Origin of the sequence: Pseudomonas sp. B19(2017), assembly GCF_002113165.1 — a bacterium.
Lineage (GTDB): Bacteria > Pseudomonadota > Gammaproteobacteria > Pseudomonadales > Pseudomonadaceae > Aquipseudomonas.
The window spans coordinates 18812-37757 of sequence record NZ_NEJR01000017.1; the positions used below are offsets into that span (position 1 = coordinate 18812).

Genomic DNA, 18946 nt, shown 5'->3' on the forward strand with positions numbered 1-18946 from the left:
TCGCGCCGCTGTCAATTACCGAGATCGGGCGGGGTAGCGCACCCCCGATCTATCTGGTAAGTTCGGCGGCTCGCAGTCGCAGGGCCGGCGGGTGCCGGAGATGGAGCAGCCTGCGCATTGGATCAGATGAGTGAGAGGCGGTCTATTCATGTCCACCGTAGAAAAGCAAAAAGCCCAGACCATGTACGGTGTCGAGCCCTACGTAGAAACCAAAGGTGAAGAGTACATGGGCGAGCCCATGAAAAAGCACTTCACCAAGCTTCTCGGCGCCTGGAAACAAGAGCTGATGAACAGTGTCGACCGCACTGTGGACCACATGAAGGACGAGGCAGCCAACTTCCCCGACCCGGCCGACCGCGCCAGCCAGGAAGAAGAATTCGCCCTTGAGCTGCGCAACCGCGATCGCGAGCGCAAGCTGATCAAGAAAATCGACAAGACCCTCGACAAGATCAAGGCTGACGAGTACGGCTGGTGCGAATCGTGCGGCATCGAGATCGGCCTGCGTCGCCTGGAGGCCCGCCCTACCGCCGACCTGTGCTTCGACTGCAAGGAAATCGCCGAGAAAAAGGAAAAGACGGTCGGCAAAGGCTGATCTTTCTTTCCACCAGAACGGGGCGCATCATGCGCCCCGTTTCATTTATATGCCCAGCCTGAACATGACCGACTCAAGCTACATCGGGCGTTTCGCCCCCACCCCCAGCGGCTTCCTGCACTTCGGCTCGCTGGTCGCCGCCCTCGCCTCCTGGCTCGATGCCCGCGCCGTGAACGGCCGCTGGCTGCTGCGCATGGAAGACACCGATCCGCCTCGGGAAATGCCCGGTGCTCGCGATGCGATCCTGCAGACCCTGGAGCGCTACGGCCTGGAGTGGGACGGTGAAGTGGTGTTCCAGAGCCAGCGGCACGATGCCTATGCCACAGTGGTCGACCGCCTGTTCAACATGGGCCTGGCCTACGCCTGCACCTGCTCGCGCAAGCAGCTTGAGGGTTACAACGGCATCTACCCGGGCCTTTGCCGCAATGCCGGGCATGCGCGTGAAGGTGCGGCGATCCGCCTGCGGGTGCCGGAGCTGATCTACCGCTTTAGCGACCGGGTGCAGGGCGATTTCCAGCAACACCTGGGTCGTGAGGTGGGCGATTTCGTCATCCAGCGCCGCGACGGGCTTTATGCCTACCAGCTGGCAGTGGTGCTGGACGATGCCTGGCAAGGTGTTACCGATATCGTGCGGGGCGCCGACCTGCTCGACAACACCCCGCGCCAGCTGTACCTGCAAGAGCTGCTGGGCTTCTCTGAGCCGCGTTACCTGCATATTCCGCTGATCGTGCAGCCGGACGGGCACAAGCTGGGCAAATCGTACCGCTCGCCGCCGCTGCAGGCGGACCAGGCGACGCCGCTGTTGCTGCGGGCATTGCGGGCGCTGGGGCAGGAGACCGACCCCGAGCTATTGCTGGCGACACCGGCCGAAGTGCTGGCAGTGGCCCGCAAACAGTGGAAGCCAGAGGCGATTGCGCAGCGGACCACGGTGCCAGAGGCTGATTTGCGCTGAGGCATTACCGGCCTCTTCGCGGGCACGCCCGCTCCCACAGGAACTACACCACCTTCAAGATTTGTGGTTTACCTGTGGGAGCGGGCGCGCCCGCGAAGAGGCCGGCACAGGCCCCCAAAACAAAAGCCCAACAAATTCAACCTCTTGGCGAACCCTATGGATTCCCGCTAGCATCCCCCCAGCCATTTGCGCCAATAATAAGTCCAAGCCCGCAGCGCCCAACCATCGAGGCCAGCATGTACATCTATCGTTTGGTCCTGCTTCTGGTCGTGGGGATCTACCTGTTCTCCCCGGCCATCATGGACTGGTGGATCGAGCCGACCGGAGCCTGGTATCGCCCTTACCTGCTCTGGCTGATCCTGATCGTCGTCACCTTCATCCTGCAGAGCCAACGAGATGCCGATGAGCTTTAGCCTGACCCAGATGATCCTGATCAGTGCCGCGTACCTCATGGTGCTGTTCGGCGTTGCCTGGATCAGCGAGCGGGGGCTGATCCCGCGTTCCATCATTCGCCACCCGCTGACCTACACGCTGTCGCTGGGCGTGTACGCCAGTGCCTGGGCCTTCTATGGCTCGGTGGGCCTGGCCTACCAGTACGGCTACGGCTTCCTTGCCTGTTACCTGGGGGTGTCCGGGGCGTTCCTGCTGGCACCGGTGCTGCTGTACCCGATCCTCAAGATCACCCGCACCTACCAGCTTTCATCGCTGGCCGACCTGCTGGCGTTCCGCTTCCGCAGCACCTGGGCCGGGGCACTGACCACCATCATCATGCTGATCGGTGTGCTGCCCTTGCTGGCCCTGCAGATCCAGGCGGTGGCCGACTCGATCAGCATCCTGACCGGTGAGCCGGTCAAGGCCCGGGTGGCTTTCGCCTTCTGTACGCTGATCATCCTGTTCACCATCTTCTTCGGTTCACGGCACATCGCCACGCGCGAAAAACACGAAGGGCTGGTATTCGCCATCGCCTTCGAGTCGGTGATCAAGCTGCTGGCGCTGGGCGGCATCGGCCTGTATGCCCTGTATGGCGTGTTCGGCGGCCCGCACCAGCTGGAGGTGTGGCTGCTGCAGAACCAGACCGCCCTGGCGGCCTTGCACACCCCGCTGCAGGAGGGGCCATGGCGCACCTTGCTGCTGGTTTTCTTCGCCTCGGCCATCGTCATGCCGCACATGTACCACATGGCCTTCACCGAAAACCTCAACCCGCGCTCACTGGTCAGTGCCAGCTGGGGCCTGCCACTGTTCCTGCTGCTGATGAGCCTGGCCGTACCGCTGGTGCTGTGGGCCGGCCTGCGCCTGGGCGCCAGCACCAACCCCGAGTATTTCACCCTGGGCCTGGGGATTGCCGCCAACAACCAGGCACTGGCGCTGCTGGCCTATATCGGCGGCCTGTCGGCTGCCAGCGGGCTGATCATCGTCACCACCCTGGCGCTGTCCGGCATGGCCCTCAACCACCTGGTGCTGCCGCTGTACCAGCCGCCGGCCGAAGGCAATATCTACCGCTGGCTGAAGTGGACCCGCCGCGCGCTGATCGTCGCCATCATCACCGCCGGCTTCATGTTCTACCTGACCCAGAACAACCACCAGAGCCTGGCCAACCTGGGCATCGTCGCCTTCGTCGCCACCTTGCAGTTCCTGCCCGGCGTGCTGTCGGTGCTGTACTGGCCCACTGCCAACCGCCGCGGCTTCATCGCCGGCCTGCTGGCCGGTACCCTGGTGTGGATGGTGACCATGCTGCTGCCGCTGCTGGGCAACCTGCAGGGCTTCTACATCCCGCTGCTGGACATGATCTACGTGCTGGACGACACCAGCTGGCACATGGCGGCGATCGCCTCGCTGGCAGCCAACGTGCTGCTGTTCACCCTGATCTCGCTGTTCACCAACGCCAGCAATGAAGAGGTCAGCGCAGCCGAAGCCTGCGCAGTGGACAACGTGCGCCGCCCGCAACGCCGCGAACTGCACGCCGCCTCGCCGCAGGAGTTCGCCACCCAGTTGGCCAAGCCACTGGGCGCCAAGGCTGCGCAGAAGGAAGTGGAACAGGCCCTGCGCGACCTCTATCTGCCGTTCGATGAGCGCCGCCCCTATGCCTTGCGCCGCCTGCGCGACCGTATCGAGGCCAACCTGTCCGGCCTGATGGGGCCGAGTGTGGCGCAGGACATGGTCGAGACCTTCCTGCCGTACAAGTCTGGTAACGAAAACTACGTGACCGAGGACATCCACTTCATCGAAAGCCGCCTGGAAGACTACCACTCGCGCCTGACCGGCCTGGCCGCCGAACTCGACGCCCTGCGCCGCTACCACCGCCAGACTCTGCAAGAGCTGCCAATGGGCGTCTGCTCACTGGCCAAGGACCAGGAAATCCTGATGTGGAACAAGGCCATGGAGGAGCTCACCGGCATCGCCGCCAAGCACGTGGTCGGCTCGCGCCTGGTCACCATCGACGAGCCCTGGCGCGGCCTGCTGCAAGGGTTCATCAACGTGCCCGACGAACACCTGCACAAGCAGCGCCTGGCGCTGGATGGCCAGCCGCGCTGGCTGAACCTGCACAAGGCGGCGATCGACGAGCCGCTGGCACCCGGCAACAGCGGCCTGGTGCTGCTGGTAGAGGACCTTACCGAAACCCAGGCGCTGGAGGACAAGCTGGTACACTCCGAACGCTTGGCCAGCATCGGCCGCCTGGCGGCTGGCGTGGCCCACGAGATCGGCAACCCGATCACCGGCATCGCCTGCCTGGCGCAGAACCTGCGCGAAGAGCGTGAGGGTGATGGCGAAATCACCGAGCTGTCCAGCCAGATTCTCGAACAGACCAAGCGAGTATCGCGCATAGTGCAGTCGCTGATGAGCTTCGCCCATGCCGGCGGCAGCCACCAGAACAGCGAAGAGCCGGTGTGCCTGGCCGAAGTGGCGCAGGACGCCATTGGTCTGCTGGCGTTGAACCGGCGTAATTTCGAAGTACAGTTCTTCAACCTCTGCGACCCGGACCACTGGGTCGAAGGGGACCCGCAGCGCCTGGCCCAGGTGCTGATCAACCTGCTGTCCAACGCCCGCGATGCCTCTCCGCCCGGCAGTGCCGTGCGCGTGCGCAGCGAGGTCAACGAGCACACCGTCGACCTGATCGTCGAGGACGAAGGTAGCGGGATCCCGAAGAACATCATGGACCGCCTGTTCGAACCCTTCTTCACCACCAAGGACCCGGGCGAAGGAACCGGACTGGGGCTCGCTCTGGTCTATTCCATCGTGGAAGAGCATTATGGGCAAATCACCATCGACAGCCCGGCCGATATCGAACGGCAACGTGGCACCCGGATCCGCGTGACCCTGCCCCGGCATGTCGTAGCGACGTCCCCTGAAATTCGAGACCGTCGAGAGAATTGAATCAATGCCGCACATTCTGATCGTCGAAGACGAAACCATCATCCGCTCGGCCTTGCGTCGCCTGCTCGAACGGAACCAGTACCAGGTCAGCGAAGCCGGCTCGGTGCAGGAAGCCCAGGAACGCTTCAGCATTGCCACCTTCGACCTGATCGTCAGCGACCTGCGCCTGCCAGGCGCGCCCGGCACCGAACTGATCAAGCTCGGCCAAGGCACACCGGTGCTGATCATGACCAGCTACGCCAGCCTGCGCTCGGCGGTAGACTCGATGAAAATGGGCGCGGTGGACTACATCGCCAAGCCCTTCGACCACGACGAAATGCTGCAAGCGGTGGCGCGTATCCTGCGTGACAGGCAGAACGCTCCGGCTGCCGCTCCAGCGGCCGAGCCACGCGCCACCAATGGCAAGGCCGCACCGGCCGACAAAGGCAGCGCGGCAGCCGCCAATGGCGAAATCGGTATCATCGGCTCATGCCCGCCGATGCAAGACATGTACAGCAAGATCCGCAAGGTCGCGCCCACCGACTCCAACGTGCTGATCCAGGGCGAGTCAGGCACCGGTAAAGAGCTTGTTGCACGCGCCCTGCACAACCTCTCGCGCCGGGCCAAGGCGCCGATGATTTCGGTGAACTGCGCGGCCATCCCCGAGACACTGATCGAATCCGAACTGTTCGGCCACGAAAAAGGCGCGTTCACCGGCGCCAGCGCCGGGCGCGCCGGCCTGGTGGAAGCCGCCGATGGCGGTACCCTGTTCCTCGACGAAATCGGTGAGCTGCCGCTGGAAGCCCAGGCCCGCCTGCTGCGCGTGCTACAGGAAGGCGAGATTCGCCGGGTGGGTTCGGTACAGTCGCAAAAGGTCGATGTACGCCTGATCGCCGCGACCCACCGTGACCTGAAGAACCTGGCCAAGGCCGGCCAGTTCCGTGAAGACCTGTATTACCGCCTGCACGTGATCGCCTTGAAACTGCCCGCCCTGCGCGAGCGCGGCAGTGACGTAAACGAAATCGCCAGCGCCTTCCTCGCCCGCCAGAGTGCGCGCATCGGCCGTGACGACCTGCACTTCTCGGCCGAAGCCGAGCAGGCCATTCGTCACTACAGCTGGCCGGGTAACGTGCGAGAGCTGGAAAACGCCGTGGAGCGTGCGGTGATCCTCAGCGAGAGCGCAGAAATCTCCGCCGACCTGCTGGGCATCGACATCGAGCTGGGTGACCTGGAGGAGGACGAAATCCTCGACAACGCCCTGGCCGTGGCCAGTGCGACGAATGCCAGCCATGAGCCGACCGAGGACCTGTCGCTGGAGGACTACTTCCAGCACTTCGTGCTCGAACACCAGGATCACATGACCGAAACCGAGCTGGCCCGAAAGCTCGGGGTCAGCCGCAAGTGCCTGTGGGAACGCCGCCAGCGCCTGGGCATCCCGCGGCGCAAGAGCAACGCTACCAGCGAGTAACCGCGTTACCTGGGCGGGAGGTTCCTCCTGCCTCTATCGACAACCTCTCCGGCCTCTTCGCGGGCACGCCCGCTCCCACAGGAATTTCATTGCCCTCAAGGGTGATGCAATGCCTGTGGGAGCGGGCGTGCCCGCGAAAGGGCCAGCAAAGCCAGCGCACACCCCTAGGTAACACATCAGCCCCCGCAAAAATCTGTTACCCAAGCTTTCCGCCGTAACAGTTCCCGAGGCGTACGGTAACGAAATTTCGACATTTTCGACCACTGAAAAACTGTCAGTCGCCCGCAACCCCTTGATTTTACTGGATTTGCAAAAGTTGGCACGGCACCTGCTATATGTCTGGTACAAGAACAATAACAAGCACTGCAACTCAGAATAAGAACAAGACGAAACGGCTCACGCACAATAAAAACAAGACGGCGGAGGCGCAGCTAACTGATTCTTTTGGAGAGGATGCGTGTTTGGGGCTTGCCCCACAACCAGGCAGAGAACAATAAAAACTGCACTAAAAAGCAGCGCCTGAACTGGTTGGATCGACAGATCAACGTGACATCAGCGACCAAAGCAATCCGTTTGCTCTTAACCCCTGGATTAGGGGTCGTCCACAAGCTTCGAGATTTGTGGACAGGGCACTCAACAAAAACAAGAAGCCCAGCAAAAAAACAATAAGAGCACGCAACGACTTCTTGGGGAGCTTAGGCTCCCCTTGTCGTTTCTACCCTCCGGCAGGCATCCTGCTACCCGCCTACACCATTCCTTGAGTAAATGCTAGAATCCCCGCCCATCATGCGGCCATTCTCCTATTCTTGGCCGAACATTCCTTCAAACAGTGCATCCCATGCTGAAGAAGCTGTTCCAGTCGTTTCGCCCGCCCGTACCGGGCCCGCACCACAGGCGCACCACGCCTGAGGTGATCAACAAGAGCCAGCACTCGCTGCAACGCCACCAGTTCAGCCGCCATGCGGTGAACATCGTGGAACGCCTGCAGAGCGCCGGTTACCAGGCTTACCTGGTCGGTGGCTGCGTCCGCGACCTGATGCTGGGTATCACGCCGAAAGACTTCGACGTCGCCACCAGCGCCACCCCCGAACAGGTCCGTGCCGAGTTTCGCAACGCGCGCATCATTGGTCGCCGCTTCAAGCTGGTCCACGTGCATTTCGGCCGTGAGATCATCGAAGTTGCCACCTTCCGCGCCCACCACTCGGAAGACGACCAGGGCGACAGCCACCGTTCGTCGCACAATGCCAGTGGCCGCATCCTGCGCGACAACGTGTACGGCACCCTGGAAGAAGACGCGCAACGTCGCGACTTCACCATCAACGCCCTGTACTACGACCCGGTCAGCGAGCGCATACTCGACTACGCCAATGGCGTACACGATATCCGCAACCGCCTGCTGCGCCTGATCGGCGACCCTACCCACCGCTATCAGGAAGACCCGGTGCGCATGCTGCGCGCGGTGCGCTTCGCCGCCAAGCTCGACTTCGGCATCGAAAAGCACACGGTCCAGCCGATCCGCGAACTGGCCCCGCTGCTGCGCGAGATTCCGCCCGCGCGCCTGTTCGAAGAAAGCCTGAAGCTGTTCCTTTCCGGCCAGGGCGCCATCGCCTTCGAAATGCTGGTAGACCTGCAGTTGTTCGAGCCGCTGTTCCCGGCCAGTTCGCATGCCCTGGACGAGCGCCCGACCTACACCCACACGCTGATCAGCCAGGCGCTGCACAACACCGACTTGCGCGTGAAGCAAGGCAAACCGGTAACCCCGGCGTTCCTCTTCGCCGCACTGCTGTGGCCAGCCCTGCCGGCCCGCGTGCTACACCTGCAGAACCAGGGCGTGCCGCCGATCCCGGCCATGAACGGTGCGGCCCACGACCTGATCGCCGAGCAGTGCGCGCGCATAGCCATCCCCAAGCGCTTCACCCTGCCGATCCGCGAGATCTGGGACATGCAGGAGCGCCTGCCACGCCGCAGCGGCAAGCGCGCCGACGTGCTGCTGGACAACCCGCGCTTCCGCGCCGGCTACGACTTCCTGCTGTTGCGGGAAAGCGCCGGGGAAGAAACCGACGACCTCGGCCAGTGGTGGACCGACTACCAGGATGCCAACGACAGCGAGCGCCGCGAGATGATCCGCGAGCTGGGCAGCCGTGACGAAGGCGCTGGTGCCGGCCCGCGCAAACGCAAGCGCAGCGGTGGCAAACGCAAGCGCAGTGGCGACGAGGCGTTCGAGTGAGCACCCGCGCCTATATCGGCCTGGGCAGCAACCTGGACGCACCGGCCGAGCAGCTGCGCAGCGCCTTGCAGGCCCTCGACCAGGTCGAAGCCACACGCCTGGTGGCAGCCTCGGCCCTGTACACCAGCGATTCGCTGTTACCCGGCCAGCCGCGCTACACCAATGCCGTCGCAGCCCTGGACACTGCCCTGGCGCCGCTGGCCCTGCTCGATGCCCTGCAGGCCATCGAGAACGAACAAGGCCGTGTGCGCAAGGAGCGCTGGGGCCCGCGCACACTGGACCTCGATATCCTGCTGTTCGGCGACCAGGTGCTCGACGAGCCGCGCCTGAAAGTGCCGCATTACCACATGCATGCCCGGCCTTTCGTGCTGTACCCGCTGGCGGAACTGGTACCGGGCGATTTCCGCCTGGCCGATGGCCGCGCCCTCGCGCAACTGCTCGACGATTGCCCGTTCGTCGGCCTGGAACGCCTGTAAACTGGGCGTTCCAGCCTTGTACACTAGCGCGGTAACGCCAGTAACACCCTGATCGTAACAATGCGGTAACAGGGCGATTGACTTCCCCCACCTCGCTCACGACTATAGGCGTCCCGTGTGGCACCAAAGTGCCGCATACCCGTATTTAGGCCCGGACGGACCTGTGCCCGAACATCACGCGCGATGATGTGCCGCTCCGGAAGATGACTACACGCGTTGAATGCAGTCGTTTTTTACAGCGCCTGAACGAGGAATTTCCTACATGCCTGAAGTAACCCTGACCACCCTCAATGGCCTCAAGGCCAAGGGTGAAAAAATCACCATGCTGACCTGCTACGATGCGACCTTCGCCAAGGCCGCCAGCCAGGCCGGTGTCGAAGTGTTGCTGGTGGGCGACTCGCTGGGCATGGTCCTGCAAGGCCACGACAGCACACTGCCGGTGACCACCGCGGACATGGCCTACCACACCGCCAGCGTCAAACGTGGCAACGACGGCGCGCTGATCCTCGCCGACCTGCCGTTCATGGCGCATGCCACCCCGGAGCAGGCCTTTGCCAACAGCGCCACGCTGATGCAGGCCGGCGCCCACATGATCAAGATCGAAGGCGCTGCCTGGCTGGCCGAGACCATCCGCCTGCTGGCCGAGCGTGGCGTGCCAGTGTGCGCGCACATGGGCCTGACCCCGCAAACTGTCAATGTGCTAGGTGGCTACAAGGTCCAGGGTCGCCAGGAAGCCCAGGCCCGGCAAATGCGCGCCGACGCCATCGCCCTGGAGCAAGCGGGTGCGGCCATGCTGCTGCTCGAATGCGTGCCCAGCGAACTGGCAGCGGAAATCACCAGTGCCGTGGCCATTCCGGTGATCGGCATTGGCGCCGGCAGCGGTACCGATGGCCAGGTACTGGTCCTGCACGACATGCTCGGCCTGTCGCTGAGCGGCCGGGTACCGAAGTTCGTGAAGAACTTCATGCAAGGCCAGCCGGATATCCACAGCGCCCTCGTCGCTTACGTCGAGGCGGTCAAGCAAGTCAGCTTCCCAGGCAGCGAACACGGGTTCAGTGCATGAATACAGTCAAGACCGTCCGCGAACTGCGCGCCGCAGTCGCCCGCGCCCGCGGTGAAGGCAAGCGCATCGGCTTCGTGCCGACCATGGGCAACCTGCACAGCGGCCACGCGGCGCTGGTGACCAAGGCCGCACAGCGCGCCGACTTCGTGGTCGCCAGCATCTTCGTCAACCCGCTGCAGTTCGGCGCCAACGAAGACCTCGACAAGTACCCGCGCACCTTGGCTGCCGACCAGGAGCGCCTGCTCCAGGCTGGCTGCAATCTGCTGTTCGCGCCCAGCGTCGAAGAGATGTACCCCGACGGCATGAGCGTGCAAACCCGCGTCAGCGTGCCCCAACTTTCCGAAGGCCTGTGCGGCGCCAGCCGGCCCGGGCATTTCGAAGGTGTGGCCACCGTGGTCAACAAGTTGTTCAACATGGTCCAGCCCGATCTTGCCGTGTTCGGTGAAAAGGACTTCCAGCAGCTGGCGGTGATCCGTGCCATGGTGCGCGACCTGAACATGCCGATCCAGATCATCGGCGAGCCCACGGTGCGGGCCGAAGATGGCCTGGCGCTGTCGTCGCGCAATGGTTACCTCACGCCTGAGCAGCGGGCGACCGCGCCTGCGCTGTACCGCACGTTACAGCACATCGCGGTTGCCATTGGCCGGGGTCAGCGGGACTTTGCCGCGCTGGTAGCCGAAGGCCAGGCGCAGTTGACCGCAGCCGGGTTCCGCCCCGATTACCTGGAAGTGCGTCATGCCGTGAGCCTGCGCCCGGCGCAGCTCGATGACCGTGACGTGGTGGTGATTGCTGCGGCTTACCTGGGTAACACCCGGTTGATCGACAACCTGTACCTGCATGTAGAAGATAAGACCGCGTAACGCCTTGGGGCTGCTTTGCAGCCCATTCGCAGCACAAGGCTGCTCCTACAGAAGATCACCTTCCTTTGTAGGAGCAGCCTTGTGCTGCGAATGGGGCGCAAAGCGCCCCCCCAAATTCCCCCGCCATACCCATTCCCTGCAAGTGGGCTTTGCCTATAATGGTGCCAGCCTGAACCCGGCAATGCCTGCCGTGTCCAAGGTCTCACCACGCACCAAGGGAACCCCGCGCAATGGCGTATTACCGTACACCCCACGATGTCACGGCCCTGCCCGCCTGGCAGGCGCTTCAGCAACACCGCGACGCCATGCAAGGCTTCAGCATGCGCGAAGCCTTCGCCGCCGATACCAAGCGCTTCGATCAGTTCTCCCTGAGCTCCTGTGGCCTGTTCCTCGACTATTCGAAAAACCTGATCACTGAACAAAGCCGCGACCTGCTGGTGAACCTGGCCAACGAAGTGGGCCTGCAGGACGCCATCAAAGCGATGTTCAGCGGCGAAATCATCAACGCCTCCGAAGGTCGCCCGGTGCTACACACCGCCCTGCGCCGTCCGGTAGGTGACAAGCTCAGTGTCAACGGCGTGAACGTCATGCCGGAAGTGCACAAGGTGCTCAACCAGATCACCGAACTGGTCGGCCGTATCCACGACGGCCTGTGGCGCGGCTACAGCGAAAAACCGATCACCGACGTGGTCAACATCGGCATCGGTGGCTCGTTCCTCGGCCCCGAGCTGGTCTCCGAGGCGCTGCTGCCCTACGCCCAGCGCGGCGTGCGCTGCCACTACCTGGCAAACATCGATGGCAGTGAGTTCCACGAGCTGTCGGCCAACCTGCGCGCCGAAACCACCCTGTTCATCGTCTCGTCGAAGTCGTTCAACACCCTCGAGACCCTGAAGAACGCCATGGCCGCGCGGACCTGGTACCTGGCCCAGGGTGGCTCGGAAGCCGAGCTGTACCGCCACTTCATCGCCGTTTCCAGCAACAAGGCCGCCGCCGTGGCCTTCGGTATCCGCGAAGAAAACATCTTCCCGATGTGGGACTGGGTGGGCGGGCGTTACTCGCTGTGGTCGGCCATCGGCCTGCCGATCGCCCTGGCCATCGGTACTGCCAACTTCAAGGAACTGCTGTCCGGTGCCTACACCATGGACCAGCACTTCCAGACTGCGCCGTTCGACAAGAACATGCCGGTGCTGCTGGCCCTGCTGGGCGTTTGGTACGGCAACTTCTGGGGCGCCAGCAGCCACGCGATCCTGCCGTACGACCACTACCTGCGCAACATTACCAAGCACTTGCAACAACTGGACATGGAGTCCAACGGCAAGAGCGTGCTGCAGGACGGCACCCCGGTGAAGACCGACACAGGCCCAGTGATCTGGGGCGGTGTCGGCTGCAACGGCCAGCATGCCTACCACCAGTTGCTGCACCAGGGCACTCAGCTGATTCCGGCTGACTTCATCGTGCCGGTGGTGAGCTTCAACCCGGTGGCCGACCATCATCAGTGGCTGTACGCCAACTGCCTGTCGCAGAGCCAGGCGCTGATGCTGGGCAAAACCCGCGAAGAAGCCGAAGCCGAGCTGCGCGGCAAAGGCCTGAACGAAGCGGACATCGAAAAGCTCGCCCCGCACAAGGTGATCCCGGGCAACCGCCCGAGCAACACGCTGGTGGTGGAACGCATCAGCCCGCGCCGCCTGGGCGCGCTGGTGGCGATGTACGAGCACAAGGTCTTCGTACAGAGCGTGATCTGGGGCATCAACGCCTTCGATCAATGGGGCGTGGAGCTGGGCAAGGAGCTGGGCAAGGGCGTTTACCAACGTCTTGTAGGGAGCCTGGAAGACAGCGCCGAAGATGGCTCCACCCAAGGCCTGATCAACTACTTCCGCGGTCGCCACCGCGGTTGATCTGAGACCTTCGCCAGCTTCTTCGCGGGCTCGCCCGCTCCCAAAGGTACCGCACAGGCCTCAAGAACTGTGCAGTACCTGTGGGAGCGGGCAAGCCCGCGAAGAGGCCGGCACAGGTTGAACACCTCTCCCAGCTACACTGTCCTATCGAATAGCCGTTGCAGTCCATCGCCCCTTACAAGAGCAGGACCACCCGCCATGTTCGATATTCGCAACTACCCCCAGGCCCTGGCCGTCAGCCAGTCCGCCGCCCTCACCCCCGACGAGTACCGCCGCCTCTACCGCCAGTCGGTGGACGACCCCGACGCCTTCTGGGCCGAGCAGGCCAAGCGCCTGGACTGGATCAAGCCCTGGACGAGCGTGCAGCAATGCGACCTGAAGACCGGCAACGCCCGCTGGTTCGACGGCGCGCAGCTCAATGTCAGCTACAACTGCATCGACCGCCACCTGGCCCGACGTGGCGAACAGACCGCATTGCTGTGGGAAGGCGATGACCCCAAGGATTCCAAGGCCATCACCTACCGCGAACTGCACCGCCAGGTCTGCCGCCTGGCCAATGCCTTGAAAGCACGCGGGGTGAAGAAAGGCGACCGGGTGTGCATCTACATGCCGATGATCCCCGAGGCCGCCTTCGCCATGCTTGCCTGCACCCGCATTGGTGCCATCCACTCGGTCGTGTTCGGCGGCTTTTCGCCCGACGCCCTGCGCGACCGCATCCTCGATGCCGACTGCCGCACGGTGATCACCGCCGATGAAGGCGTGCGCGGTGGCAAACGCATCCCGCTGAAACACAACGTCGACAAAGCCCTGACCAGCTGCCCAGCGGTCAGCAGCGTGTTCGTGGTGCGCCGCACCGGCGGCGATGTTGCCTGGGCCGATGGCCGTGACCTCTGGTACCACGAGGCGACGGAAAAGGCCGGCGACGACTGCGCTCCCGAGCCGATGGGCGCCGAAGACCCGCTGTTCATCCTCTACACCTCCGGCAGCACCGGCAAACCCAAGGGCGTGCTGCACACCACCGGCGGCTATCTGCTGCAGGCCACCCTCACCTTCAAGGTGGTGTTCGACTACCGTGAAGGCGAGGTGTTCTGGTGCACCGCCGATGTCGGGTGGGTCACCGGCCACAGCTACATCGTCTATGGTCCGCTGGCCAACGGCGCGATCTCGCTGATGTTCGAAGGCGTACCCAACTACCCGGACACCTCGCGCTTCTGGCAAGTGGTGGACAAACACAAGGTGAACATCTTCTATACCGCCCCGACCGCCCTGCGCGCGCTGATGCGCGAAGGCTCCGCGCCGCTGCAGAGCACTTCACGCCAGAGCCTGCGCCTGCTGGGCAGCGTCGGCGAGCCGATCAACCCCGAAGCCTGGGAATGGTATTTCGAGGAAGTCGGGCAAAAGCGCTGCCCCATCGTCGATACCTGGTGGCAGACCGAAACCGGCGGCATCATGCTTACCCCGCTGCCCGGCTCGCAGTCGCTCAAGCCCGGCTGTGCCACCCAGCCCATGTTCGGCGTGCAACCAGCGCTGCTGGACGAAAAGGGCAAGCTCATCGAAGGCGCCGGTGCCGGCCTGCTAGTGATCAAGGCCAGCTGGCCCGGGCAGATCCGAAGCGTCTATGGTGACCATCAGCGCATGGTCGACACCTACTTCAAGCCAATGCCAGGCTATTACTTCACCGGCGACGGTGCCCGCCGTGATGCCGATGGTGACTACTGGATCACCGGGCGTATCGATGACGTGATCAACGTTTCCGGCCACCGCATCGGTACTGCCGAAGTGGAAAGCGCGCTGGTGCTGCATGACAGCGTCGCCGAAGCGGCGGTGGTCGGTTACCCCCACGACCTCAAGGGCCAGGGCGTTTACGCCTTCGTCACGCCCATGAATGGCGTAACGCCGGACGACGCACTCAAGGCCGAGTTGCTGGCCCTGGTCAGCAAGGAAATCGGCAGTTTCGCCAAACCCGAGCTGATCCAGTGGGCCCCGGCTTTACCCAAGACACGCTCAGGCAAGATCATGCGGCGTATACTGCGCAAGATCGCCTGCAACGAGCTGGACAACCTGGGTGATACCTCGACCCTGGCCGACCCCAGCGTGGTGCAGGGCCTGATCGACAAACGCCTCAACCAGTAACCGGCGGCCGCCGTCCATGGCCGCCCTGAACACAGGTCGCCATGGAAGCCCTTCGCCGTCGCATCGAAACCCAGGTCATGAGCCTTACCGGGCTGGCCCTCGGCCAGCTCGACCTGGAATCGCCCAAGGGCGATCCCGGCCTGTTCGGCCCGCACAGCATCAGCTGGCGGGTACATGGCGACTTCCCGAGCATGCTGGTGGGCGGCATCAGCGCCCTCATGCTGCAGCTCCTGCACCCGCTGGCCCTGGCCGGGGTGTGGGACCACTCCAACTTCCGTGAAGACCTGCTCGGCCGCCTGCGCCGTACCAGCCAGTTCATCTCCGGCACCACCTTCGGCGCCACCCGCGATGCCGAATGGCTGATCGACAAGGTGCGCACCATCCATCTGCAGGTGACCGGCACCGCACCGGATGGCCGCCCGTATGCGGCCAGCGACCCCGACCTGCTGACCTGGGTGCATGTGGCGGAAGTCAGCAGCTTCCTGAGTGCCCACCTGCGTTACTGCAACCCGCACCTTGCAGTTGCCGAACAGGACGCCTATTACGCAGAGATCGCGCTGATTGCCGAGCGCCTGGGTGCGCGCAACGTGCCGCGCTCGCGCCAGCAGGTCGAGGATTACCTGCTGCGTATGCGCCCACAGTTGCTTTGCGATGCCCGCAGCCTGCAGGTGCTCGATATCCTGCTCGACGCCCCCGCCCCCAGCCGCCTGGCACAGCCGGTGGGCAAGCTGATGCTGCACGCTGGCCTCGACCTGCTACCTGATTGGGCCCAGGCCATGCTCGGCCTGCAGCACGGTCCGTTGCAGCGGCGCATGATCCGCCTGGGCCTGCAGCGCACCGCGCCAGTACTGCGCTGGGCGATGCGTGACGGCTCGGCGCACCGGGCCAGACGGCGCATGGGCATCGAATGAGGTCGAATGGTCGCCTCAGCGGAACTGATTTAACGTGCCATACTCCAAGCTCTCCTGCTTAGACAGACGAAGCGACACATGTACAAAGGATTGACTCGCGCCGCTGGCGCACTGCTGGCCCTCGTAGCCCTTTACAGCCTTCTCGGCTTTCTCGTTCTCCCCGGTGTCGCGCTGCGCATCGCCAACCAGCAGTTGGCCCAGTACGCAACCGTGCCTGCCCACCTCGAACGGATCGAGCTCAACCCCTTCAGCCTCGAGCTGACCTTATGGGGCCTGCAGATCGGCGAGCCGGGCAAGGAGCAGGTCGGCTTCGACCGGCTGTACGCCAACCTCTCGCTCGACAGCCTGTGGAGCGGTGCCCTGCACCTGGACGCAGTGGAACTGGTCAAGCCACGCAACGAAGTGCTGTTCGCCAAGGACGGTACCCTCAACCTGACCCAACTGTTCAGGTTACCCCCAAGCGAAGCCAAGCCCGACGAGCCGCCCACCGACCCGTTCCCGCTGCGCATCGGCAGCATCAAGCTCAGCGACGGCTACCTGCACTTCGAGGACCTGCGCCCGAGCGAGCCGATCGAATTCCTCTACGACAACATGAACCTGGAGCTGAAGAACCTCAGCACCCTGCCCAACGACAATGCCGACATGACGTTGGTGGCCATCGGCCCCAACGGCGGGCGCATCGACTGGAAAGGAACCCTGAGCCTGGCGCCGATCGCCTCTGAAGGCACGCTGAAGGTCACCGACGGCAACATGAAGGCGTTCTGGCCCTATGTGCGCGATGCCGTGCCGCTGGTGCTGGAAAACGGCGTAGTCAGCCTCGACACCCACTACAAGCTCAACCTCGCCAAGCAGACCGAGCTATTGCTGGAAAACGCGTCGGTACGCATTGCACCGTTCGCCATCAAGGCACCGGATGGCCGCCCGCTGGCACGCCTGGCCAGCCTGGAGGTGAGCGAGACCTCGGTCGACCTGGTCAAGCAGCTGGTCATCGTGGGCAAGATCCGCAGCGAAAAGCTGGAAACCTGGGCCGCGCTGGAAAAGGACGGCCAACTCGACTGGCAGAAGCTGTTCGCCAGCCAGCCGGCCAAGGCCACGCCAAAGCAAAAGGCCGAACCAGCCACCGCCGACCCCACCCCCGAACAGCAAGCCGCCAAGCAGCCGAGCAAGCCCTGGCAGGTGCTGCTCAAGGACGTGCAGTTGCGTAACTACCTGGTGCACCTGGCAGACCGTACCCAGAAAGAGCCGGTGGCCCTCGACGTCGGCCCACTGAACGCCGACCTGCAAGGTTTCGACAGCCTCAACCAGTCGCCCTTCACTCTCAAGCTCGATACCGGCGTGGGCAAGCAAGGCAAACTGCAGGCGGCCGGCCAGGTCAACCTGGCGCCCATCTGGGCCAAGCTGGACGTGAGCAGCCGCGACATCGACCTGCGGGTGGCCCAGGCCTACATCAGCCCGTTCATCCTGCTGGAGCTGCGCAGCGGCATGCTCGCCAGCGACCTCAAGGTCGACCTGAAGAACACCGCACCGCTGGCTTTCAGCGTTACCGGCAAGGCACAGGTCAGCCAACTGCATACCCTCGACACCATCAAGAGCCGTGACTTCGTCAAATGGCAGCAGGTGAATGTCGATGGCCTGTCCTATGTGCACGGCGATGCCCTGTCGATCGACAAGGTGACCCTGCTGCAACCCTATGCACGCTTCATCATCAACGAAGACCGCACTACCAACATCAACGACCTGCTGATCCCGCAGCCGACCGGCGCCCCGGCGACCAGCCAGGCCAAGCCAGCCGCGGCCAGCAACGACAAGCCGCTGGGCATCCACATCGGCCAGATCGACATCAACGATGGCTCGGCCAACTTCGCCGACCTGTCCCTCACCCCCAACTTCGCCACGGCCATTCAGCAGCTCAACGGCCAGATCGGCACCATCGACAACCGCAAGCCGTTGCCGGCCAAGGTCGACGTCAAGGGCAAGGTCGACCGCTACGCGCCGGTCACCATCAAGGGCGCCCTCAACCCGTTCGACCCGCTGGCCAGCCTGGATATCGCCACCAGCTTCAAGCGGGTCGAGCTGACCACGCTGACGCCCTATTCCGGCAAGTTCGCCGGCTTCCGTATCCGCAAGGGCCGGCTCAACCTCGACCTGCATTACCTGATCACCAATGGCCAGCTCAAGGCCGAGAACAAGGTAGTGGTGGAGCAGCTGCAGTTGGGTGAGAAGGTCGACAGCCCGGACGCCGTGGACCTGCCGATCCGCCTGGCGGTGGCGTTGCTGAAGGATACCGAAGGCAAGATCTCGATCGAGCTGCCGGTATCCGGCGACCTCAACAACCCGCAGTTCAGCGTGATGCCGATCGTCTGGCAAACCCTGCGCAACCTGGTGCTGCGTGCGGCGCAGGCACCGTTCAAGTTCATTGGCGGGCTGGTTGCCGGTGGTGGCGCGGAAGACCTGGGCAATGTGTCCTTCGCCCCGGGCTCCAGCGAGCTCAATGGCGACGCCCAGGCATCGCTGGACAAGCTGGCATCGGCACTGAAGGAACGCCCGGAACTGCGCCTGGAAATCGAAGGCACCAGCGCCCAGGCCAGCGATGGCCCGCTGATCGCCCAGCAGCGCCTGGAGCGCGAGTACCAGGCCACCTGGTACAAGATCCTGCAACGTCGCGGCGACAAAGTGCCGGCCAATGCGTCGATGCTGGTGGTCGACGACAGCGACAAGCCGGCGATGCTCGAAGGCATCTACCGTAACCGCCTGAAACAGCAGCCGCCTGCCGAATGGGAGCAACTGGGCCGCGACGAGCGCACTGCCAAGCTTCGCGAGGCGGTGATCAAGTCCTGGGCCGAGAGTACTGCACTGCTGCGCACACTGGGCCAGGAGCGGGCCAGCAGCATCAAGGACTACCTGGTGGACAAGGGCCAGCTGGAAGATGACCGGGTGTACTTCATCGATACCAGCCTGGGCCAGGCCGAGAGCGATGGGCGCGTGGTGACGCCGATGCATCTGGATGCCGAGTAACTT

General features: G+C 63.7%; 13 protein-coding genes. All 13 read left to right on the forward strand.

All coding sequences use genetic code 11. From position 1 onward, the window contains the following. Positions 1-148 precede the first annotated feature (148 nt). Positions 149-592: an RNA polymerase-binding protein DksA gene (dksA, locus tag CAF70_RS20360; RefSeq protein ID WP_025340685.1), complete on the forward strand. Its 444-nt coding sequence runs from the start codon at positions 149-151 to the stop codon at positions 590-592. A gap of 64 nt (positions 593-656) precedes the next feature. After that, positions 657-1544: a tRNA glutamyl-Q(34) synthetase GluQRS gene (gluQRS, locus tag CAF70_RS20365; RefSeq protein ID WP_085625813.1), complete on the forward strand. Its 888-nt coding sequence runs from the start codon at positions 657-659 to the stop codon at positions 1542-1544. A gap of 236 nt (positions 1545-1780) precedes the next feature. Then, positions 1781-1957 (forward strand): hypothetical protein, encoded by a 177-nt coding sequence (locus CAF70_RS27140; RefSeq protein ID WP_003250005.1) that lies wholly within the window; start codon positions 1781-1783, stop codon positions 1955-1957. Then, complete coding sequence (locus CAF70_RS20370; protein ID WP_178076410.1) at positions 1941-4916, forward strand: sensor histidine kinase; 2976 nt, start codon at positions 1941-1943, stop codon at positions 4914-4916. Before CAF70_RS27140 ends, CAF70_RS20370 begins: the two co-directional genes overlap by 17 nt. A gap of 4 nt (positions 4917-4920) precedes the next feature. After that, complete coding sequence (locus CAF70_RS20375) at positions 4921-6363, forward strand: sigma-54 dependent transcriptional regulator (RefSeq protein WP_085625678.1); 1443 nt, start codon at positions 4921-4923, stop codon at positions 6361-6363. 838 nt (positions 6364-7201) lie between these two features. Then, the gene (locus tag CAF70_RS20380) at positions 7202-8590 is read left to right on the forward strand and encodes a polynucleotide adenylyltransferase PcnB (protein ID WP_085625679.1); all 1389 of its coding nucleotides are present in this window, start codon (positions 7202-7204) and stop codon (positions 8588-8590) included. Beyond that, positions 8587-9066, forward strand: coding sequence for a 2-amino-4-hydroxy-6-hydroxymethyldihydropteridine diphosphokinase (gene folK / locus CAF70_RS20385; RefSeq protein WP_085625680.1), 480 nt, complete (start codon positions 8587-8589; stop codon positions 9064-9066). The genes CAF70_RS20380 and folK overlap by 4 nt, the downstream gene beginning before the upstream one ends. A gap of 262 nt (positions 9067-9328) precedes the next feature. Then, the gene (panB, locus tag CAF70_RS20390; protein ID WP_085625681.1) at positions 9329-10129 is read left to right on the forward strand and encodes a 3-methyl-2-oxobutanoate hydroxymethyltransferase; all 801 of its coding nucleotides are present in this window, start codon (positions 9329-9331) and stop codon (positions 10127-10129) included. Further along, positions 10126-10989: a pantoate--beta-alanine ligase gene (gene panC, locus CAF70_RS20395; protein WP_085625682.1), complete on the forward strand. Its 864-nt coding sequence runs from the start codon at positions 10126-10128 to the stop codon at positions 10987-10989. Before panB ends, panC begins: the two co-directional genes overlap by 4 nt. A 230-nt stretch (positions 10990-11219) precedes the next feature. Next, a complete protein-coding gene (pgi, locus tag CAF70_RS20400; protein WP_085625683.1) occupies positions 11220-12884 on the forward strand; it encodes a glucose-6-phosphate isomerase in 1665 nt (554 codons plus the stop codon). 198 nt (positions 12885-13082) lie between these two features. After that, positions 13083-15017: an acetate--CoA ligase gene (gene acs, locus CAF70_RS20405; RefSeq protein ID WP_085625684.1), complete on the forward strand. Its 1935-nt coding sequence runs from the start codon at positions 13083-13085 to the stop codon at positions 15015-15017. A gap of 41 nt (positions 15018-15058) precedes the next feature. After that, positions 15059-15928 carry an oxygenase MpaB family protein gene (locus tag CAF70_RS20410; RefSeq protein ID WP_085625685.1) on the forward strand — a complete coding sequence of 290 codons (870 nt, stop codon included), beginning with the start codon at positions 15059-15061 and terminating at the stop codon, positions 15926-15928. 78 nt (positions 15929-16006) lie between these two features. Then, the gene (locus tag CAF70_RS20415) at positions 16007-18943 is read left to right on the forward strand and encodes a DUF748 domain-containing protein (RefSeq protein ID WP_085625686.1); all 2937 of its coding nucleotides are present in this window, start codon (positions 16007-16009) and stop codon (positions 18941-18943) included. Positions 18944-18946 lie beyond the last annotated feature (3 nt).